At 70.1% G+C, this 19,398-nt stretch carries 14 protein-coding genes; 6 read left to right on the top strand and 8 right to left on the bottom strand.

Annotated elements, in window-relative coordinates; genetic code table 11:
• The first annotated feature begins 168 nt into the window (after positions 1–168).
• Entirely contained in the window at positions 169–2,250 is a 2,082-nt protein-coding gene (locus AW274_RS19235; RefSeq protein ID WP_062434039.1) for a tetratricopeptide repeat-containing protein, read from the top strand.
• Positions 2,251–2,256: 6 nt separating this feature from the next.
• Here AW274_RS19235 and AW274_RS40400 read toward each other — a convergent pair whose 3' ends face one another.
• Positions 2,257–2,652: a hypothetical protein gene (locus AW274_RS40400; RefSeq protein WP_157520442.1), complete on the bottom strand. Its 396-nt coding sequence runs from the start codon at positions 2,650–2,652 to the stop codon at positions 2,257–2,259.
• Positions 2,653–2,685: 33 nt separating this feature from the next.
• On the opposite strand from AW274_RS40400, the gene AW274_RS19225 reads away from it, so the two are divergent.
• On the top strand, positions 2,686–3,420 hold the full coding sequence (locus AW274_RS19225; RefSeq protein WP_232320183.1) for an ABC transporter permease: 735 nt from the start codon (positions 2,686–2,688) through the stop codon (positions 3,418–3,420).
• A gap of 125 nt (positions 3,421–3,545) precedes the next feature.
• Positions 3,546–3,809: a hypothetical protein gene (locus tag AW274_RS19220; RefSeq protein WP_232320182.1), complete on the top strand. Its 264-nt coding sequence runs from the start codon at positions 3,546–3,548 to the stop codon at positions 3,807–3,809.
• A 52-nt stretch (positions 3,810–3,861) separates the two neighbouring features.
• On the opposite strand, the gene AW274_RS19215 is transcribed toward AW274_RS19220, so the two are convergent.
• From AW274_RS19215 to AW274_RS19195, 5 genes are all read right to left on the bottom strand, one after another.
• Complete coding sequence (locus AW274_RS19215) at positions 3,862–4,824, bottom strand: adenylate/guanylate cyclase domain-containing protein (RefSeq protein ID WP_062434029.1); 963 nt, start codon at positions 4,822–4,824, stop codon at positions 3,862–3,864.
• Between the two features lie 106 nt (positions 4,825–4,930).
• Positions 4,931–5,722 carry an SAM-dependent methyltransferase gene (locus AW274_RS19210; RefSeq protein WP_062434027.1) on the bottom strand — a complete coding sequence of 264 codons (792 nt, stop codon included), beginning with the start codon at positions 5,720–5,722 and terminating at the stop codon, positions 4,931–4,933.
• A 106-nt stretch (positions 5,723–5,828) separates the two neighbouring features.
• On the bottom strand, positions 5,829–7,994 hold the full coding sequence (locus tag AW274_RS19205) for a terpene synthase family protein (protein ID WP_062434010.1): 2,166 nt from the start codon (positions 7,992–7,994) through the stop codon (positions 5,829–5,831).
• Between the two features lie 139 nt (positions 7,995–8,133).
• Positions 8,134–10,779, bottom strand: coding sequence for a DUF6493 family protein (locus AW274_RS19200; RefSeq protein WP_062434006.1), 2,646 nt, complete (start codon positions 10,777–10,779; stop codon positions 8,134–8,136).
• Entirely contained in the window at positions 10,776–12,116 is a 1,341-nt protein-coding gene (locus AW274_RS19195) for an SWIM zinc finger family protein (protein ID WP_062434002.1), read from the bottom strand. Before AW274_RS19195 ends, AW274_RS19200 begins: the two co-directional genes overlap by 4 nt.
• Before the next feature lie 56 nt (positions 12,117–12,172).
• Between AW274_RS19195 and AW274_RS19190 the strand changes: the two genes are divergently transcribed.
• Together AW274_RS19190 and AW274_RS19185 are read left to right on the top strand one after the other, a co-directional pair.
• Positions 12,173–13,285, top strand: coding sequence for a serine hydrolase domain-containing protein (locus AW274_RS19190; protein WP_062433999.1), 1,113 nt, complete (start codon positions 12,173–12,175; stop codon positions 13,283–13,285).
• Between the two features lie 133 nt (positions 13,286–13,418).
• On the top strand, positions 13,419–14,246 hold the full coding sequence (locus AW274_RS19185; RefSeq protein WP_062433996.1) for a metallophosphoesterase family protein: 828 nt from the start codon (positions 13,419–13,421) through the stop codon (positions 14,244–14,246).
• On the opposite strand, the gene AW274_RS19180 is transcribed toward AW274_RS19185, so the two are convergent.
• Positions 14,243–15,457 carry an FxsB family cyclophane-forming radical SAM/SPASM peptide maturase gene (locus tag AW274_RS19180; protein WP_062433994.1) on the bottom strand — a complete coding sequence of 405 codons (1,215 nt, stop codon included), beginning with the start codon at positions 15,455–15,457 and terminating at the stop codon, positions 14,243–14,245. The genes AW274_RS19185 and AW274_RS19180 overlap by 4 nt on opposite strands.
• Positions 15,458–15,607: 150 nt before the next feature.
• Between AW274_RS19180 and AW274_RS19175 the strand changes: the two genes are divergently transcribed.
• Positions 15,608–16,828, top strand: a complete 1,221-nt coding sequence (locus AW274_RS19175) for an HEXXH motif domain-containing protein (protein ID WP_083974480.1) — start codon at positions 15,608–15,610, stop codon at positions 16,826–16,828.
• Here the strand turns inward: AW274_RS19175 and fxsT are convergent.
• The gene (gene fxsT, locus AW274_RS19170) at positions 16,825–19,353 is read right to left on the bottom strand and encodes an FxSxx-COOH system tetratricopeptide repeat protein (protein WP_062433989.1); all 2,529 of its coding nucleotides are present in this window, start codon (positions 19,351–19,353) and stop codon (positions 16,825–16,827) included. The genes AW274_RS19175 and fxsT overlap by 4 nt on opposite strands.
• Between the last annotated feature and the right edge of the window lie 45 nt (positions 19,354–19,398).

Here is a 19,398-nt window from a genome sequence, read left to right as displayed (position 1 = left end):
GTGTCTCCAGAGAAGCGGCATCCTTGGTGCGGTGGCCGGTCGCGAAGCGGGCGAGGTCAGGGCGTTTACGGGTTGACCCTTGCGAGAGTCAGCTCATCTCACTAAGGTTCGCCCAACCTTAGTGAGATATATTCGCAAGTAATGAGCTCATATAGGGGGAACCAAGCGGTGCTAGCCCAGGAGCGAAGGCTTGCCGCGATCGCCGCGGCCTCCGCCGCCGCCTTCCGGCACAGCGACTACCACCAGGTACGCGCGGAGGACGTCGCCGAGCGGGTCCGGCTGCCCCGGGGCGGCGAGAAGGACACCGGCCGGTCCGCCGTGTGGCTCTACAACGAGGTGCGCAGCCGCCGCGTCCTGGTCGCCCTGGCCGCCAAACACGCCTTCGACGAGTTCACCAGCGGCGAGCACACCCCCGAGCCGGTCTCCTCGATGCTCGGCGCGGCCGAGTCGGTGGCCGCCGCGCTGCGCCGCATCGCCCGCTTCCACCAGGTCGAACGGTTCCTGCTCGCGCAGGTCCGGCTCGGCATCGGCGACATCTCGACCTCCGAGAAGCGCCCCTCGGCCGCGCAGACCCCGCCCGTCTGGCTCACCGGCACCTACGGCTCGGCCGCCGCCGCGGGCTGGGAGGGGCGCGTGACGGCGTACGCCGAATATCTCGCCCCCCGCCTCGACCAGGCCGCCCGCGCGGTCGCGGTGCCGCCGGAGAACTGGGCCAAGACCAGCGCCGAGCGCCTGTCGGAGCTGGCCTTCCGCGCCATGTCCGACGACGCCGACGCCCCCGCCGACCGGCAGGCCGAGGGCCTGGCCGCCTACTGGCTGGCCCGCGACCTGATCCCGCTGACCGGCGAGTGGGCCGACCGCCTCCACGCCGCCGAGCGCACCGCCGAACTGGTCGAGAAGATCGGCCCCAACGGCCGGTCCCGGGCCAATGCGCTGGTCGTGGTCTTCCAGGTCCTGCTCGACAGCAGCCCGCTGCTGGCCCGCGCCGCCGAGGTCGGGGCCGAGCTGATCCCGCTGCTGACCGGCTCCCCCGCCGACGGCGTGACCCTGTGCGACGTCACCTCGCGGCGCGGCCTGGCCCTGTTGCGCCTGGGCGACACCGCCGCCGCCCGGGGCTGCTTCGAGGAGTCGCGGCGCATCGCCGAGAAGCTGCCCGACTCGGCCGACCCGGCGTCCCTGATCGCCCGCGCCGAGCACAACCTGGCCGAACTCCTCGTCGACGAGGGCCAGGCCGAGAAGGGCCGCGCGATCCTCGCCGACGTGGCCGAACGCCGCAGCGCCGGGGTGCCCAAGGCCGGCGCGGGCCCGGCCTGGCGCCGCCACACCCTGACCCGCCAGGCCCTGGCGCGGGCCACCACGCGGGCGGGCCGCGTCGCCGAGGGCGTGAGCCTCGCCGAGGCCACCCTGAGCGACCGCGAAGACCGCCTCGGCCAGGACAACGTGAACACCGCCTCGGCCCGCGTCACCCTCGCCGAGGCCCTGCTGGCCGCCGCCCACCCCGCCCAGGCCCGCCACCACCTGACCGAGGCGATGCGCCTGCGCTCCCTCTACCTCCCCGGCGAGGGCTACTGGCCGCAATACGACCTGGTCCGCCTCGCCGAGATCGAGCTGCACGCCGGCTTCCCCGCCCAGGCGGTCCGCCTGCTCGACGACGCGACCGTGACCACGACCTGGTTCGCCGAGCGTGTCTCCCCCCGCCTCCACGAGGAGGCCGTGCTGATCCGCTCCCAGGGCCTGACCGCCTCCGGCGAGGCCCTGACGGCCCTGTCCGACCTGGCCGAACTCCCCCAGACCAAGGCGGTCCTGCGCGCCCAGGCGGCCGCCCGCCTGGCCGTGGGCGACCCGGCCTCGGCCGCCCGCGTCCTCGACGCCCTCACCCCCGACGACGCCGCCCCCGAACAGGCCGAGACCCTCCTCGTCCGCGCCCGCGTCGCCGCCGCCTTGGGCCGCGAGACCGCTGGCGAGGAGGCCTGCCAGGCCGTGCTCGCCCTGGCCGGTGACCGGCTCGACGCCACCCACCCAACGGTGCTTGGCGCCCGCCTGGGCCTCGCCCTCCAGCGCGTCCGCTCCGACCGGGCCGCCGAAGTGGCCGACCTGCTCGCCCCCCTGCTCGACCGCCGCCCCCTCGCCCACGGCAAACCGGCCCTGGGTGACGGGCATCCGCTGCTGGCGGAGGCCATGGCGCTGGCGGCCCGCGCCGGCACCCCGCCGACCCGGGCCCCGGAGGACCAGCTGTGGGAGAACTTCTAGTTTGAGTCAGCTCTTCGAGTCATCGTTGACCTGAGTAAAGCCCAGGTGGACGACGGCCGCCCGGAATCCCCGATGAAACCGATCAGATCGAGCAGCCGCCGCTTCGGAGCGCCGTACACGATCCAGAACTCCGTGGGCGACTCGAGGTGCTCGAGTTCCCGCATCGCCGCGAAGACCGCCTCGAACTCGCGTACCGAGGTCGATGCTCGGGGCGTCGTCGGCCCATCGGTCGTAGAGCCCACCGAAAGCGGTCACGTCCATGCCGATGCGGGCCTCGAAGTGCCCTTCGGGCAGGTGGCGGAGCATGCTCCGCACCGAGGACAGGAACGACTTCCACAGGATCACCTCGGCCGTCGTACCGAGCCGGACGGTGAACTGATCGTCCGCCCACTCCAGCGTCACGCGTGGTTTATAGCAGGCGGAATACTGCGGGGCGTGGAAGCCACCTCCCTGATCTCGCCGAGTCCCGCGTTGCCGATCGCACTGGTTCTCATGGTCGCGGGCGGCGCGGCCGTGGCCGCTCTGGGAGGGCTCGGGCACGGGTGGGCGGTGGTGCGGGCCTGCGCGCGGGCCGTGGTGCAGCTCGGGGTGGTCTCGCTGGTGATCGCCTGGGTGGTCGCGAACGGCCTCGCCGTCGCGGGGTTCATCCTGGTCATGTACGTCTTCGCCACCCACACCGCCGCCCGCAGGATCGGCACCTACTGGGCGGCGCTGCCGATCGCGGCGGGCGCCGCCCCGATCCTGGCGGTCCTCACCCTCACCGGCGTGGTCTCCCTCGACGGGATCGTGATCATCCCGATCGCGGGCATCGTCTTCGGCGGCTGCCTGATCGCGACGGGGCTGGCCGGGCGGCGGGCCGCCGACGAGCTGGCCACCCGCCACGGCGAGGTGGAGGCGGCCATGGCGCTGGGGTTCACGCCCCGGGAGGCCCGGCTGGAGATCTGCCGGCCCGCCGCCGCGCAGGCGCTGGTGCCGGCCCTCGACCAGACCCGGACCGTCGGGCTGGTCACCCTGCCGGGCGCGTTCGTTGGCATGCTCCTCGGCGGGGCGGGGCCGATCGAGGCCGGGATCGTGCAGCTGGTGGTCCTGGTGGCGCTGCTGTCGGCGGAGGCCTTCGCCGTCGCGCTGACCGTCGAGTTGGCCGCCAGGGGACGGCTGATCCGGCCGTAAATTTCTGCCCCATATCGTGATATGTCCCGAATTCGGGATCTTCGGAGCGGGCACGCCCAACCCGAACCGAAGGGGGTACGCAAGTGATCAAGAAGCTGCACCGTATGGGTCTCAGGTCCAGTCACATGTACACCGCCGCCATCGCGTCGGTCGGGCTGTCCTTCTGCACCTGGATGATCTCCAGGCAGATGGAGGACGCCGGTCTCGACCGGGCCGACCGCTGGGGGATCTTCATCGGCCAGTGGGCGCCCACACTCATGGCCATGGGCGTGGCGCTCCGCGTCGAGGAGACCCACATGACCGACGACGACATGCGGAAGATGGACTCCGACATGGAGATGGGCTCCCGCACCTCGGGCAGTTCCCGGGTTCACGCGCCCGCCAGGTAGGAGACGCTGGAGCCGCCCCGGCACGCATCCGACCGGGGCGGCCTCAGGCTGTTCAGGCCCGCGACACCAGGTAGGGCACCAGCTCGCCGACGCCCCTGACCACCTGGAGGCTCTCGGCCCGCAGCCCGAACCTCGGATGGTCCTCCAGTTCCCCCGCTATCGCGGGGTCGGCCAGCACGCCGCCCGCCGGGGCCAGCGACGTCAACCGCGACGCCAGGTTGACCGTGGTCCCGAAGACGTCGCCCATCCGGCCGATCACCGGCCCGATCGCCAGCCCCACCCGCAGCTGCGGCATGCCCTTGACCCGGGCGTGCGCGCCGACCAGCGACAGGGCGATGTCGGCGGCGTGCGCGGCCGAGTCGCTCACCCAGAGCACCGAGTCGCCCAGGGTCTTGATCATGCGGCCGCCCGAGGAGGCCACGATGTCGGCCGAGCGGCTCTCGAAGCGCTCGACCAGGCGGGCCAGCTCGGTCTCGGAGATCTGGCGGCTCAGCCGGGTGAAGCCCACCAGGTCGGCGAAGCCGACGGCCAGGCGGGCCGAGGCGGTCTCCTGGTCGACGATCCGGCCGGCGGAGGCGGCGAGATGGCGGCGCCAGGCGTACACGAGAAGGCGTTCCAGGTCGGGGACGACGCGGTCGGCGCGGCGCTGCCAGGCGTGGCTGCGCCGGGCGAGCGGGACCCCGGCCAGGTCGAGGGTCTCGGCGCCGAGCTCGGCCTGCGACTCGGCGAGGCGGGCCGAGGCCCGGCCGAGGGAGCGGGCCATGAGCATGATGTGCTCGTCGTCGTAGGTGCCGTCGGCGAGCAGGCCCATGAGGGTGCGCAGCGCCTCGACGTCGGCGTCGGTGAACTCGATCGCGTCGTCGGCGACGTTGGCGAAGCCCAGGGCGCGCCAGAAGCGGCGGGCCCGGTGGAAGGGCACGCCGGCCAGTTCGGCGACCTGGTGGCTGGTGTAGCGACGCTGCTGCCGGAGGAAGGCCTCCGTCAGCCCGTCGACTCGCGGGTCGTCAAGCGTCATGCGGAAACCGTTCTGCGACCCAAATCGGAGAACGCACGATACCCGCGCTTTCAGTGGGGGAAAAGTCTTGCCACCAGCCACTTTATCCGGCTATTTCCCCAAATGCTCAGTGTTTGCGGGCCACGCCCCCGTACTGGTAGACCTCCCGGTCCCGGTAGTCGGTCAGCGTGTCGGGCCGCCACTGCGGCAGCGAGACCACGCCGGGCTCCAGCAGGTCGAGACCGTCGAAGAAGCGGGTCAGGTTCTCGGGGGTGCGCAACACCAGCGGCGCGCCGCCCCGAGCGTGCCAGACATCGACGGCCGCCCGCATGCCCGGACTCGGCATGCTGCTGGCGATGGCGACGTAGCTGCCCGGCGACAGGGCGTCGATCAGGGTGTGCACCGCGTCGAGCGCCAGGGTGTCGTCGGTGACGAACTCGATCACCCCCAGCAGCATGAGCCCGACCGGCCGGGAGAAGTCGATGGTCTCCGAGGCGGCCTGCAGGAGCGGGTCGGGATGCCGCAGGTCGGCGTCGAGGTAGTCGACGGCGCCGTCGGGCGTGCTCTCCATCAGGGCCCGCGCGTGGATCAGCACGATCGGGTCGTTGTCGACGTACACGATCCGGGCGGCCGGGTTGATCTTCTGGGCCACCAGATGGGTGTTCCCGGCGTTCGAGATTCCGGCGCCCACGTCGAGGAACTGGTCGACGCCGGTCTCCCCGGCGAGCAGGCCGACGCACCGGCCGATGAACTGGCGTTCGGACCGGGCGTTGATCGGCATGTCGGGCATGACTTCCGTGATCAGGGTGGCCACCTCGCGATCGGACGCGAAGTTCTCGTTGCCGCCGAGCCAGTAGTCCCAGACCCGTGCCGGATGAGGTATTGAGGTGTCGAGGCGCTGCCGTGGTGTACCGGCCATCTCGCTCCTTCCCCTCCCGCCAACATAGCTTTCCCGCCTTCCCGGCACGGCGAAGCGGAGCCCGTGATCTGGTCACGAACCCCGCTCGCCCGGGAAAAAACGGGGCCTAACGGCGTGGCAGGGGCCGCACCGCCGACGTACCGAGACCCGAAGGAAGCAGCACCAGCCGGGGCGGCGGCGCGAACGACTCGGCGCGCAGCCGGAGCAGCTCGGGCTCGGTGTAGCGGGCGCAGCGGCGGTGCCACTCCATGATCCCGGCCATCCAGTCCTTGAGCATGGCGGCATGGCGCTCCAGCACCCGGCTGACCTCGGGGTCGCCGATCATGGCCAGCATGGACGGCAGCCCGTTGGCCACGATGTGCTCGAACTGGCGCATGCGCTCGTTCATCAGGTCGACCACGATCGCGCGTGCGGTGGCCCTGTCGACGTCGAGGAAGTTCTCCACGACGAGGACCATGTTGTGCAGCTCCCCCTCGAACTCGATCTCCTTCTGGTAGGAGAACAGGTCGTTGGTGAAACAGCCGTAGTCCTGCGCCGCGGTCTCCAGCTCCCGCATGACCCGCGACTGGTAGATCTCGTCGTCGACCGTCTCGGCCGCCGCCAGCCGGGCCAGGCTGGCCGTCAGGTCGGAGCCGAAGGTCCGGCGGCGCATCTCGATGTAGTCGACGGGGTCGGGGATCCGCCCGGCGGCCTGGTTGTCGAGCTCCCAGACCCAGCTGTCGAGCATGTCCTCGACCGCCGCCCGGAACCCGGCCCGAGCCCGTTCGGGCAGATTCCCAGCGGTACGCCGCCACAGGTCGGCCAGCCCCCGCTCCATCGCCCCGGCGGGGGGCGGCGCGGCGTCGTCCATGATCGCCTTGAGGCGGGCGGTGAGGGCCCTGGCCCCGGCGAGGTCGCGGGTGGCGCCGAAGGCCACCGGGTAGTAGTCGTCGCCGTAGGTGCCCCAGGTCAGCCAGTCGGTGGTCAGGCAGACCTCCTCCAGGGTGCCGTCGGCGTTGATCAGGGCGGCGCAGTGGGCCAGGTCGATGCCCGCGCAGCGGCGTTCGTCCCAGATCGCCTCGTCGAGGAAGCCCGTCTCGCGCGCCCAGGTCACCGCGTGACGGCGGGCCGTATCGAGGTGGGGGCTCATCCGGAGCGGGTAGGGCAGGTGGAACTCCGGCACGGGCTGCGGCCCGACCCGCGCGAACGGCACGTGGGAGTGCTGCCGGGCCCGCTTCTCCAGGCCGATGCGCAGAGTGGACGTACCGAGACCCTGAGGCTTCTGGATCTTCCCGGAGACCATGCCCTCGTTCATGTAGCGGCTCGACCGCATGTGCCACTCGTGGCCGCCCGACTGCCAATCTTGCAGCCCCTTGGTGTAGCGGGCGACGGCGGCCTGCTCGTGGGCCGGCACGCCGCGCTCGGCCAGCAGCGCCGGGACCTCGGTCAGCGCGGTCGTCTCGAACTGCTGCAACCGCGAGGTCAGCAGGTCGTTGACCCGCTCGGCGGCCTCCTGCGTGGTGACGCCGAGGAACCTCTCCAGCACCAGCACGGCGTTGGAGTTCTCCCCCTCCTCGGCCACCTCGCGCTGGTAGGAGAACAGGTCGTTGCGCAGGTGGACGGCGTCGGAGAAGGTGTCGGAGAGCACCCGCAACGGCCGGGTCGCGGCCAGCTCGCCGGGCACCTCGGCCCCGGCGGCGAACTCGACCAGGTTGGCCGACCAGGGCGCACCGCCGACGCGGCGGCGCATCTGGATGTACTCGATGGGGTTGGCGATCCGTCCCCGGTCGATGTTCTCCAGCTCCCACATCGACTCGACCATCAGGTTGTGGGTCGACACGACGAACCGCTCCCGCCAGTCCGTGGACATGTGCGGCACGGTGCGCTCCCACAGATCGCGCAGCCCGGCTTCGGCCGGGTTCTCCGGCTCGGGCGGGGCGTCGCCCATGAAGAGCTCCAGCCGGTCGAGGTAACGCTGCGCGCCGGCGAAGTCGCGGGAGTGCTTGAACAGCTCCAGGAAGTGGTCGTCGAAGAAGAACACCCACACGTACCAGTCGGTGACCAGGTCGAGCGCCGCTCCGTCACAGTCGGGGTGGGTGTACGCGCACATGAGCGCGTAGTCCATGCGGTCGAGCTCCTCGGCGGTCCACACGACGCCGCCCCCCGGCTTGGGCGCGTCGAGCATGCCCATCTCCTTCGCCCACGCCATGGTGTGGGCCCGGGAACGTTCCAGATGGGGGTTGAGGCGGGCCGGATACGGCACGTAGAACTCGGGCATGGTGAAGGCCTTCAAAGAGGCTCCTCTCCTCGACGGGTACTCGCCGTGACGACACTGGCACTTTCCGTGGGATCACCGCAAGACCCGAAGATCTCACCCTTCCGACGGCCCGGACCGCGGTGGGCCGGTCGTGCCGACCGGCCCACCCGAACGGTCACTCCGCGAGTTGTTTCAGCAGAGATCTGGCCTCCATGTTCACCCGGCTGGACCCCTTCCGGGCGGCCAGTTCCGCCAGCCCCGGCACCTTCCCCTTCGCCCCGCACACGCGGGCCGACGTGACCGCCACGCCCAGCAGGTCGCCCAGCCCCGAGCGGGGTTTGGCGTTCTCCTCCGGCAGCAGGCCGGGCAGGGCGATCGACAGCACCTCCCAGACGGCCGCGTGGGCGCCGGCGTCGGCCGACTGGCCGAGCACCTCGGTGACGCGGTTGAGCTTCAGGACGTCACCCGTCACCAGGCGGCGGATCGCGTCGCCGGCCCCCTCGGCCGGGAAGTCGGGGCGGCCCGCGAGGGCCAGGAAGGCCTCGCCGGCCGCCGAGCGCTGGACGGCCCGCTGGTGGCCCATCGCGGCGACGACCGTGGCGGCGACGATGGGGCCGACCGGGCCGGGGGCCACGGCGAGCGGGATGACGGCCTCGCCGGCGGGGTCGCTCTGCTCCGCCCAGTGGCACATCCAGCGGAGCAGGAAGGCCGCGGTGGCCTCCGGGTGGGCGGGCAGGGTGCCGGCCCAGATGTCGCGGGGGTGGATCCAGTAGTCGTAGTCGTCATCGGGGGACAGGGTGAGCAGGGCGTCGATGTGGTCGGGCAGCCGTCGGCCCGGGTCCATCGTGACGACCGGCCTGCGGTCGACCCAGCCGTAGCGGTTGGTGACCTTCAGCGTCCACTCGACGATCGGGTCGGGCAGGCCGCCCTCGCGGATCCACTCGGCCAGCATGCGGCCCCCGTGGCCGCCGATCTTCTCGGCGCGGTCGGCGACCGAGGCGTCGACCTCGCGCGGCAGGCGGAGCAGGGCCTGGGTGAGGTCGGCGGGCAGCGGCTCGCGGTCGCCGAGGGCCTCCAGGCGGGCCAGCAGGGTCTCGGGGTCGACGAGGTGACCGGGGAGCGTCGGGGTGGCGAGCAGGCCGGGCCGGGTCTCCCCCTGGGCGGCCATGTGCACGATCTCGGTGATCCGCTGCCGGAACAGGCGGGCGTGCGGCGTGCGCCGGTTGCGGTGGGGGTCGCGGGGCGGCAGCGCCATCTCCTTGATGCGCTGCAGGAACGAGGGGTTCAGCCCGAGCAGCTTGCGGGACCTGGCGAGGAACTCTTCGTCGGCGTGTTCGCCGATCAGGGCCGCGGCCCAGAACAACAACCAGCCGCCGTTGTCGGGGACGTGGCCGATGGTCCGGAAGAAGTCCCAGGCGGTGGGCTCGAAGTCGGTCTTCAGGTCGGCGGCCATGGCGGCGCGGTCGCGGTGGCTCAGCTCCACGAGGGCGGCCATGATGCGCTCGCAGGCGTCCGGGTCGTCGGTGCGCTGGACGTCCTTCAGCTCGATCACGAGTTCCGGCACGGTGCCGATCGGCGGCAGCAGCGGCGGCGCGCTCACCAGGGGGACGCCGGTGAACACCTCCTCCTCGGCCGTGTCGGCCACCCCGAACGCGTCGGCCAGCGGCGCGCGTTCGTCGGCGGACAACCGGGCGGCCGCGTCGGCGACGGCCGTGCGGGCGGTGTCGCCCGCGGCGCCGAGTTTGACGGCGAGGCGGATCGCGCGGGCGCGGGTCGCGGGGCTCTCGGCGGAGAACACGTCGGCCAGGGCGAGCAGGGCGCCCTCGGCCCTGACGGGGTCGGCCTTGGTGACCTTGAACGTCTCGGAGATCCACTTCAGCGCCGCGCCGACGTGCTTCTTCTCGGCCCGCAGCGCCAGCGCGCCGACCGCCTCGCCGAACAGGTCGGCGTCGAGGCGTCCGGCCAGGTCGAGCGCGCGCAGTTCCTCGACGGCGAGGTCGGCGACGTTGGCGGGCGAGGCGGGCAGGCAGCGGACCAGGTCGCGGGCGGCCATCTCGTCCAGGCCCGGCTCCAGCCGGCGGCGCAGTTCCACGAACATGACGAGGTTGCGGAGGTCGCCGCCGATCAGGAACCGGCCGATCGTGCCGTCGAGGAGCGTCGACCGGTCGAACCGGCCCTTCTTCGTCTCGGCGAGCAGCCGGTCGATGAACTTGGTGGTGGCCTCGCTCTCCCAGCTGTTGCGGAAGGGCGCCGAGGCGGCTTCGGTGTCGAACAGGCGGGGCACCATCGTCTCGGCGACCGGGTCGTTCTTCAGGTCGCCGGTGACGAACGCGTGCCACGCCCAGCAGACGACGAACGCGTCGCCCTCGGGTTCGACGCCGGTTTCCAGGAGCATCGTGCGGGCCAGCGCGAATCCGGGCGGGGCGCTGTCGGCCCGCCGCCACGTCCAGTTCGCGTCGCGGGGCGCGCGGAGCGCGGCCGTGAGCCGCCGCGCCAGGTCGGCGCGCCATTCGAGTGGACGTCCGCGCAGCCCGCCGGCGACGATCTTCGCGTCGGCCCACGGGTCGTCGGGTTCGCGCAGCTCCCGGCGGTTGAGCCAGGTGGCGACCTGACCGGCGCCGCCGTGGCACAGGGCGCCCGCGAGCCGCAGGCCGGTGACCTCGTGGCGGTGGTCGGTCGCGAACCGCCACTCGCCGAACATGCGCAGCCGGGCGGTCAGCTCGGCCAGGAGCTCCTTGCGACCGGCGGCGTCGAGCGCCTCGATCGCGGCGGGGATGAAGGCGTGCCTGCTCTGCCCGATCAGCGCGATGACGGAGTTCACGCGGTCACCTCGACCAGGGACGCGACCTTCTGGGCGGCCAGCACGTGTTTGCACGGCCCTCGCGACCCCCGGTAGTCGATCCACCAGGGACAGGTGCAGGTGGGCGCGGAACCGGGGGCGAGCCGGACGGTCCGTTCGTTCACCTGGGCCACGCCGGGCCCGGTGAACCGCACGGCCCCCCGCTCGACCAGGTCGAGCGCCGACTTCAGGCGGGGGTTCATGGCCAGGACGCGGCCCGCGTCGTAGGGCAGCTCGCGGTGGAAGTGGGCGGCCTCGGCGACGTCGTAGCCGACGCGGCCCCCGGTGCCCAGCCGGGTGAGGGCGGCGCCGACGCGGGCGCGGGTCAGGCCCGACTGCTCGGCCAGCAGGTCGGCGTCGAGGCGGGGCTCGAACCGCAGCAGCATGCCGACCAGGTCGGCGTCGTCGGCGACGGTGTCGCCGCTCAGATCGTCGAGGACGGCCCCCTCGCCGGAGAATCCTCGCCGGAGCTCGGGCGACAGGGTGAGCGTGAACCGCATGCCGGGCAGCTCCAGCTCCCACGCGGACGCCATCGGCAGGGTGCCCTCGACGACCGGGCCGTAGACGCGCAGCCCGGTCGCGAACCGCAGCAGCGGCGCGAGCACGGCCAGCCGCTCGGGCCCGGCCAGGCAGACCGCGCCGGGCGCCGGACGCGCGGTCAGCCGCAGCGACCGCCCGGCGGGCACCGCCCACAACACGCCGCGCTTGGGCAGGTCGCGCACGAACTTCACGGCCTCGGCCCGGCCCAGCGAGGCGCGCAGGTCGAACCGGGAGGCGATCACCTGGACCTCGGCGAAGCCGCGTAACCAGCGCTCGGGCAGCGGCACCTTCTTCTCCACCACCGCGCCGTCGAGGGTGGTGGCGACCACCTCGTCGTCGCCCACGGCCAGGTGGAGGGGGTCGTTGCCGCCGACCCGGGCCAGCGCCTTGCGCAGCGGCACGTTGACGTCGACGTTGGTGGTGCCGACCTCGACCACGTCGCCGTCGAGCGCCTGCTGCAGCACGTCGAGCCGGGCGTAGACGCCCCCGCACGCCGAGAACGACTCGAACCGCAGCCGGTCGCCGTTGCAGGTCACCACCGGGTCGCGCATGAACGTCACGGCGCGCATCTCGTAGTAGCGGGTCTTGGCCACGTCGGCCAGGCCGATCAGGGCGGCCGCGGCGGGCGCGGCGTTGGTCAGCACGCCGCTGAAGAAGTGGGGCCGGGCGACCAGGCCGGACGGGGTGAACCCGCCCGAGGTGGACAGGCCCAGGAGGCCGGCGGAGAAATCGAGTTCGGAGGCTCGCGAATAGGAGTACGCGATCTGCGCGTCAGACATGGCGGGGACTCTAACGGCGGCGACCGACATTCCAAGAACTGGCTATACTCGAACACATGAGCGATCTCCAGGGGGACGTACAGGCCGCGATCGACGAACTCGTCGAGAAGGGGGTCGAGCGCGGCGTCCAGGTGGCGGTCTACCTCCGCGGCGAGCCCGTGGCCGAGGCGGTGGCGGGGGTGGCCGACCCGGCCACCGGGCGCGAGGTGACGCCGGAGACCCCGTTCTACAACTACTCCGTCGGCAAGGGCGCCACCTCCACGGTGCTCCACGTGCTGGCCGAACGGGGGCTGATCGGCTACGACACGCCGATCGCCGAGGTCTGGCCCGAGTTCGCCGCCCACGGCAAAGACCGGGCCACGGTGCGCATGGCGCTCAACCACACCGTCGGCGTGCCCGGCATCCCGCTCACCACGACGGCCGAAGACCTCTGCGACTGGGATGAGATGTGCGCGGCCATCGCCGCCGCCGAGCCCTGGTGGGAGCCCGGCAGTGGGATCGGCTACCACGCCTACAGCTTCGGCTACATCGTCGGCGAGATCGTCCGGCGGGTGACCGGGAAGAAGATCTCCGAGGTCCTGCGCGACGAGGTCGCCGCCCCGCTCGGAGTGGCCGACGAGCTCTACTTCGGCGTGCCGGCCGACCAGCGGCACCGGCTGGCCGTCCTCGAAGACGCCCCGTCGCCCGAGCCGCCGCCGGGCCTGCCGGCCGAACTGCCCGACCTGCCGATGTTCAGGGCGGCCCCGATGTCGGTGATGCCGACCGCCGCGTTCGGCAACCGGCCCGACATCCTGGCCGCCGACATCCCGGCCGGCGGCAAGATGACGGCCCGCGCGATGGCCCGCCTCTACTCGGCGCTGATGACCGAGGTCGACGGGGTGCGGCTGATCTCCCCCGAACGCCTCCGCGAGGTCTCCGCGATCTCCGCCGAGGGGGTCGACGCCGTCTTCGGCAACCCCATGAGGTGGGGCCTCGGCTACGGCATCGGCCATCCGGGCGCGTTCGCCGATCCCGGCCCGACCACGTTCGGCGTCCCGGGCGCGGGCGGCAGCAGCGCCTACGCCGACACGAAGACGGGCCTGGCCTTCGCCCTGACGAAGAACGTCCTGAGCACCGACTTCACCACCGCCACCACGATCAGCGACCTGGTCCGCCGAACGATCGGCTGACCGGCCGAACGCCCGCGACCGCGAACCCCGCCACGACGGCGCACCCGGAGAACTCGTGGTGACGGCGCCGCAACCAGCCGTGCGAGCACCTCGCAGGTGGATTTGGGCGTCCAGGTTGGAGAGACTGCCCGTTATGACATTTCTTCTGGCCATCAGCGACGTCCACGTCGGCTACTCCGAGAACCGGGAGATCGTCGAGCGCCTCCGCCCCCGGTCGGAGACCGACTGGCTCCTGCTGCCCGGAGACGTGTCCGAGAAGGTCGCCGACTTCGAGTGGGTGCTGGGCACCCTCGCGAGCCGCTTCGCCAAGGTCGTCTGGGCCCCGGGGAACCACGACCTGTGGACCCACCCGAGCGAGACGGTCCAGCTCCGCGGCGTCGAACGCTACGAACACCTGGTGAAGGTCGCCCGCGACCTGGGCGTCGTCACCCCCGAAGACCCTTATCCGACCTGGGAGGGCCCCGACGGCCCGGTCACGGTCGCGCCCCTGATGGTCCTCTACGACTACAGCTACCGCATGCCCGGCGTCACGACCAAGGAGGCGGCGCTCAAGCTGGCGTACGACAAGGGCGTCGTCTGCACCGACGAGATGGTCCTGCACCCCGACCCCTACGACGGCATCGACGAGTGGTGCGCCGCCCGCGCCGAGGAGACCGAACGCCGCCTGGCCGACCGCCCCGGCGGCCTGCCGACGGTCCTGGTCAACCACTATCCGCTGGTCCGCGACCCCACGTTCGTCCTGCGCCACCCGGAGTTCGCCATCTGGTGCGGCACCGACCGCACGGCCGACTGGCACACCCGGTTCGGCGCGGTGGCGATGGTCTACGGGCACCTGCACATTCCGCGGACGACCTGGCACGACGGGGTGCGGTTCGAGGAGGTGTCGCTGGGCTATCCGCGAGAGTGGCGACCGCGCGCGACGCCGCCGGGGCAACTGCGGCAGATCCTCCCGGTCGCCTAACTGTCACTCTTCCGGCTCCGAACAGCGGCCAGGTCGGCTTCCAGGGTCCGGTGGATGTGCCGGATGAGGGCCAGCAGGTCAGGGCAGTAGACGCTGCGGTTCATGAACCCCGACTGCTCGTCGTACCGGTGGGCGTACAGACCGCCACCGCACACTGACATCACCTCGCACCCCCTGCACTCGGGGGCGAGCGCGCCGGCTCCCAACTGCCGTGCGATGATCGCCGGCTCAGTGAGCGCGGCGTCGAACGGGTCGGTGAGCACATGCAGAGGCGTGGCCGGCGCGCCGGGATAACTGGACTTGAGGATGTCCGACTGCTGAATTGCCCCGTTTGTCTCCACTACTGCCATCAATACCGGAGACAGGCCGATTGATTCCGTATGGGATTTTCCTCCCACCAACAGCCGGATGATCTCCGTAAAAAGCCGGACATCGGTCCGTTTTCGTTCCGTCCGGTAGAACCTGTCGAAGATCGGAATGAGAAAATCGGCATAGGGCACCCCCGCCTCGTTCGGGATGCGGAAAGGCGGGGGCGACGACCAGTTGCCGTGCGGCAGCAGGAAGTCGACAGTGGGCGGATCGAACTCCAGCAACGCCTCATAGGTCGCGATCGCCGGGTTGCGCACGTCGATCGTGCACAGGATGCCGTTGAACAGGTGGCGGTAGGCGTCCTTGCCGAGCAGCCGCAGTGCATTCTCCACCTGGGGGTAACTGCTCCGCCCGTCGGCGAAGAGCCGATGCCGGTCATTGGCGACCTGGTCACCGTCCAGGCTCACCCCGACGTGGATGTCGAGTTCGGCGAAAACGTCGAGGAACGTCTCGTCGAGGCGCACGCCGTTGGTCTGGACGACCGCCTTCACCGGCCGCTCCACGGCCGCCCGGATCGTGCGCACGGTGCGGGCGATCATGTCGGCTCCGGCCAGCAGCGGTTCACCGCCGTGCAGGACGACCGTCACCTCGGGCAGGTCGTGGGCCTTCGCGTGTTCGGCGATGCGCGCGGCCGTCCGGTCGACGATCGCGTCGGACATGCGGCGGGGCTGGGAGCGCCAGCTCTGGTCGGCGTGCTCGTAGACGTAACACCAGTCGCAATGGAGGTCGCACCGGCTGTAGATCTTGAGGATGAACTGATGGAAGGGCAGCGGCCGCCAGCCACCGCCCAGCAGAGCCTCGACGTCGAGGGTAGCCGGAAATTCAGGACGAGGTATATCCATGAGCAAGTAGCGTGAACTTTCTTATGTTATCAATGGAAGGCCAGCTTTCCAGGCCATCATGAAGTCAATCGAACCAGGCGTGGGCATAACCTAGAGACGTCGATCTGTTTTACTTGGTCCCATGACAGATGATCCACTAGTTTCTTCCGGATGAAGCCATCTCGTTCTCCTGAGAACACATCCCCTAGTCCATTTACCATATCCGACATCGAACTGTCCGCACTGGCCACCGGGAACTGGCTCCCTTCAACGCTCGACTTGCTGGTCGCTGCGCAGTACAGCAAGAATGTCCTGTTGCTGTGGGCAGTCGCCGACTCCCATGCAGAGGCTCGCGAGGCGTATGCCGTCTTGGAGCAGCTTGACGGCCACCATCTCAGCGACGTCGTACGGCATCCCTCAGTCGGCGCCTGGGCCCGCCATGTGATGAACGGTTCGGCTGCTGCCAAGCGCATGGCAAATGTGGCCGCCGCCGTCGCCCACCGATCCCAAGCCGATATGCCAATCACCATCCCGGATGCCGCACTGCCCTCGATCGGCGTTGCGGACATTAACGGGCCGGCCGTTGTCGCCGAGGGCAGAATCGGCGACGTTGAAATCGAGGGGCCGAGCTTCCACCACCTACGCCCACTCAGCGCGCAAACCGGAAACGACCGCATTGCCGTGTTGATCGATGATGTCGACCCATTCCGCCTACCCGGACACAGTCTGCTCTCAAAGCTTCGGCTCGAAGAGACTGAGGTTCTCCTCTGGCAGAGGCACCTCGCAGCAGCGTGGAAGCTGCTGGTGGAGCGTCACCCAAGAACCGTACCGTGGCTCTCGAAAATGGTACGCGTGCTCACACCACTCGACCGGCCAGGTGAACGGGGGCAGTCGAGCGCCACCTCTCGGGAGACGTTCGGCACCGTCGCCCTCTCCACGCAGCCGGACGCCCGCTGGCTGGCCAACACACTCGTGCACGAGTCAATGCACGCGACCCTGTGCGCCGTGCTCGACATCGTGCCATTGCTCCAGGGCGAGGACACCCAGCTCTACTACGCACCCTGGCGACCTGATCCACGCCCACTGCCCGGGCTCCTCCAGGGCACTTATGCCTTCCTTGGCGTTACCCGTTTCTGGGCGAAGGAGTTCACACACGATCCCTCCGACGACTTCGCGGCACTCGAGTTCGCCCGCTGGCGCGCCGACGCACACCAAGCCGCGCACGTGGTCCTCGGCTCAGGGCGACTGACGGAGGCCGGACGTGTCTGGACCGAGGCGATGGAACAGACACTCGCGGAGTTCCGCAAGGTTTCTCTCCCCGAGACGGCCGAGGAGTATGCCCGCTCCAGCTCGCATGAGCACGCCGACCGCTGGCGCAAGCGGCATCTCTAGATGGGAGGCGGGTCGAAGTCGAAGTCAAGCCGATGACCAATCTTGGCGAGGATCACATCTGGGTGATCGTCGCCAAGGACGCGGTCGTAGATCTCGAAGGTGCGATTCTTCAACCTCAACGCGGCGGCGCTCTCCCCCGTCGCTACCAGGTCAATGATCAGGTTGGCCGCGCAGGCAAGGGTCAGCGGATGTTCCAGCCCGAGCAGACCCTCCAGCCGTTCCAGCGTCTCTGCACCGAGTTCGCGGGCGGCGGTTCCGTCACCCTCGATGGCGTAGTCGCTGGCCAGGTTGATGGCGCACGACAGAGAGTAGAGATGGTCGCGGCCGAGCCTACTGTCGAAGCCCGACAGCGCGAGCCGGTTGAGCTTCCTGGCATGGCCGACGTCGCCCTGCACTCGCTGCAGCAGTGCCACGTTGGACATTGCGCCGAATACGAACGGGTGGTCGTCGCCGTAGATGGAGGGATAGAAGTTCATCGTCTCCTCGGCCAAGGCGAGTGCTTCCTCGATGCGGTCTCGGGTCCGGAGGGCGTTGGCGTAGCTCAGCGCGGCGGCGAGGGTGTCGGGATGGTCTTCGCTGAAGACCGACTTGTAGCGCTCATAGGTCTCGCCCGCGAGCGTGAGACCGTCTTCCAGCGCTCCGTTCCGGCGCATCGCGATCGAAAGGTCCTTAGCCGCCCGCATCGTCTCAGGATGGTCCGGTGGCAGTTCACGACGGCCGAACGCGTGGGCGTCCTTTCCGAAATCGCACGCATCGGAATACTGACCGTTGAGGCGGATGACACGGGCCAGGCCGTTCCACGAACTGAGCACGTTCTGCACACTGGCCTTGGACTTCGGTGCGGCCTGCAACCGGAATGTCCGCTCATGCAGCTCACGAGCGGTGGTGTAGTCGCCGAGGAGCACATAGGCGATGGCCATGTTATTCAGGCAGCGAAGGGTGCGGTGGTGCTCGGCCCCGAAGAGCCGGGTGTGTTTCTCGACCGACTCGCGGTCGGCGGCCAGGGCCGCCTCGAACTCGCCCCGCGCGCGTAAGTCGACCCCCCGGCCGCTCTCGACCAGTAGCAGGTCTTCGGCGTCGCTGGGCAGCACGCGGCGCATGCGCGACAGGGTGTCCTCATTGAGGTCATAGGCGTCCTGGTAACGCCCGAGGGCACGGAGCACGTTGCCCTGGTGACGGCGGGCGGCCAGCACGTGTGGATGGTCTTCGCCGAACTGTTCGGTCCAGCCATCCTCAAGGTCCTTACCCAGGGTAAGCGCCGAGCTGTAGTCGCCCGACTGTTCCAGATAGCGCACCACCCGGACGGCGAAATCCCGGACCTTGTCGTAACAGCATCCGGCGACTCTCGATGGCGTCACGTGGCCGAGCAGCTCGGCGTAACGTGGCCAGCTGTCGCTGTCGTCGGCCTCCCCCGGTGCGGCTGCGGTCAGCATGAGGTGCACTTCGTGGCGATACTGGTTGAAGTCCTCACGCGTGAGCTGCTGGCGCAGCAGCTGTTGCACGAGCCGGTGCACCTGAAGGGTGCGGGTCTCGGACTCGATCTTGGCCAGAGCGTAGCGGCCGAGTTCGGAGACGGCCCGGCTGAGTAGGATCGGATCTCCCAGGACGGTGCGCAGCGTCTCGCGAGGCTCGTCGTTGGCCAGGTCAACGGGGATCGGGCGTAGCAGCGAGCGCGGGATGGGCTCAGGACCGAAGAATGCGCACGCACGCAGCAGTTCCACCGCCGCCGGCATGCTGTCCTCCAGCTTGGCGACCGATAAGCTCCAGGAGGCGGTCATCGAGGCCGGGTATTCGACCGGCTTGCCCTCGTCGAGGATGCGCATGGTCTGCTTGTCGAGCAGCTCGAGGTATTCGTCGACGCCCATGCCGGTCTGGGCGAGCAGGGCGCCGGCCTGTTCAAGAGCGAGCGGCAGGTCGCCCAACTGCTCGGCCAGCCGTTTGGTGTCCTCCTCTTGAACGCCTTTGACGCGCTTCTTCAGGAAGGCGATGCTTTCCGCACGGTCAAAGACCTCGACGGTGACCATCTCGGCGAGCGTCTGCCAATCTTGGTTCCGGGACGTGATCAGCACGTGGCCGCCGCCGTTGGGAATCACGTCGGCGAGATCGGCCGGCTTCTCCGCATTGTCAAAAATGATCAACCAGTTGGCGACGGGATCACCTCGGCGGAGCGCCTTGAGCACCGAGGCAGCGGCCTCGTCGATGCCGGTCGCGGACGCCGGCGGGAGACCCAGTTCCGGCGCGAGTGCGGCCAGGGTCGAACGGATCAGAACCGGCTGGTCGGCGGGTACCCACCAGACCAGGTCATAGTCCCCGCCATACCTCCATGCGTACTCAATAGCCAAAACGGTCTTACCTACACCACCCCATCCTTGAAGGGTATAAAGGACAGTCGGCGATTCGGACCGGATTTCATCACGAAGGCGACCCAGAAGGTCTTCTCGACCTGTGAAGTTCTTGTTCCGCTGCGGCACCTTACCCCAGATAGCCGGGGTCTTCACACCATTGCCGCCGGGGGACGTAGGCATCGCGGCCTGCCTTCCGTCGCGAGAGGTGGCGGTAAGTTTACTCAA

Source organism: Herbidospora daliensis, from assembly GCF_001570585.1.
Classification (GTDB): domain Bacteria; phylum Actinomycetota; class Actinomycetes; order Streptosporangiales; family Streptosporangiaceae; genus Herbidospora; species Herbidospora daliensis.
This window is presented reverse-complemented; position numbering and strand designations above follow the sequence as displayed.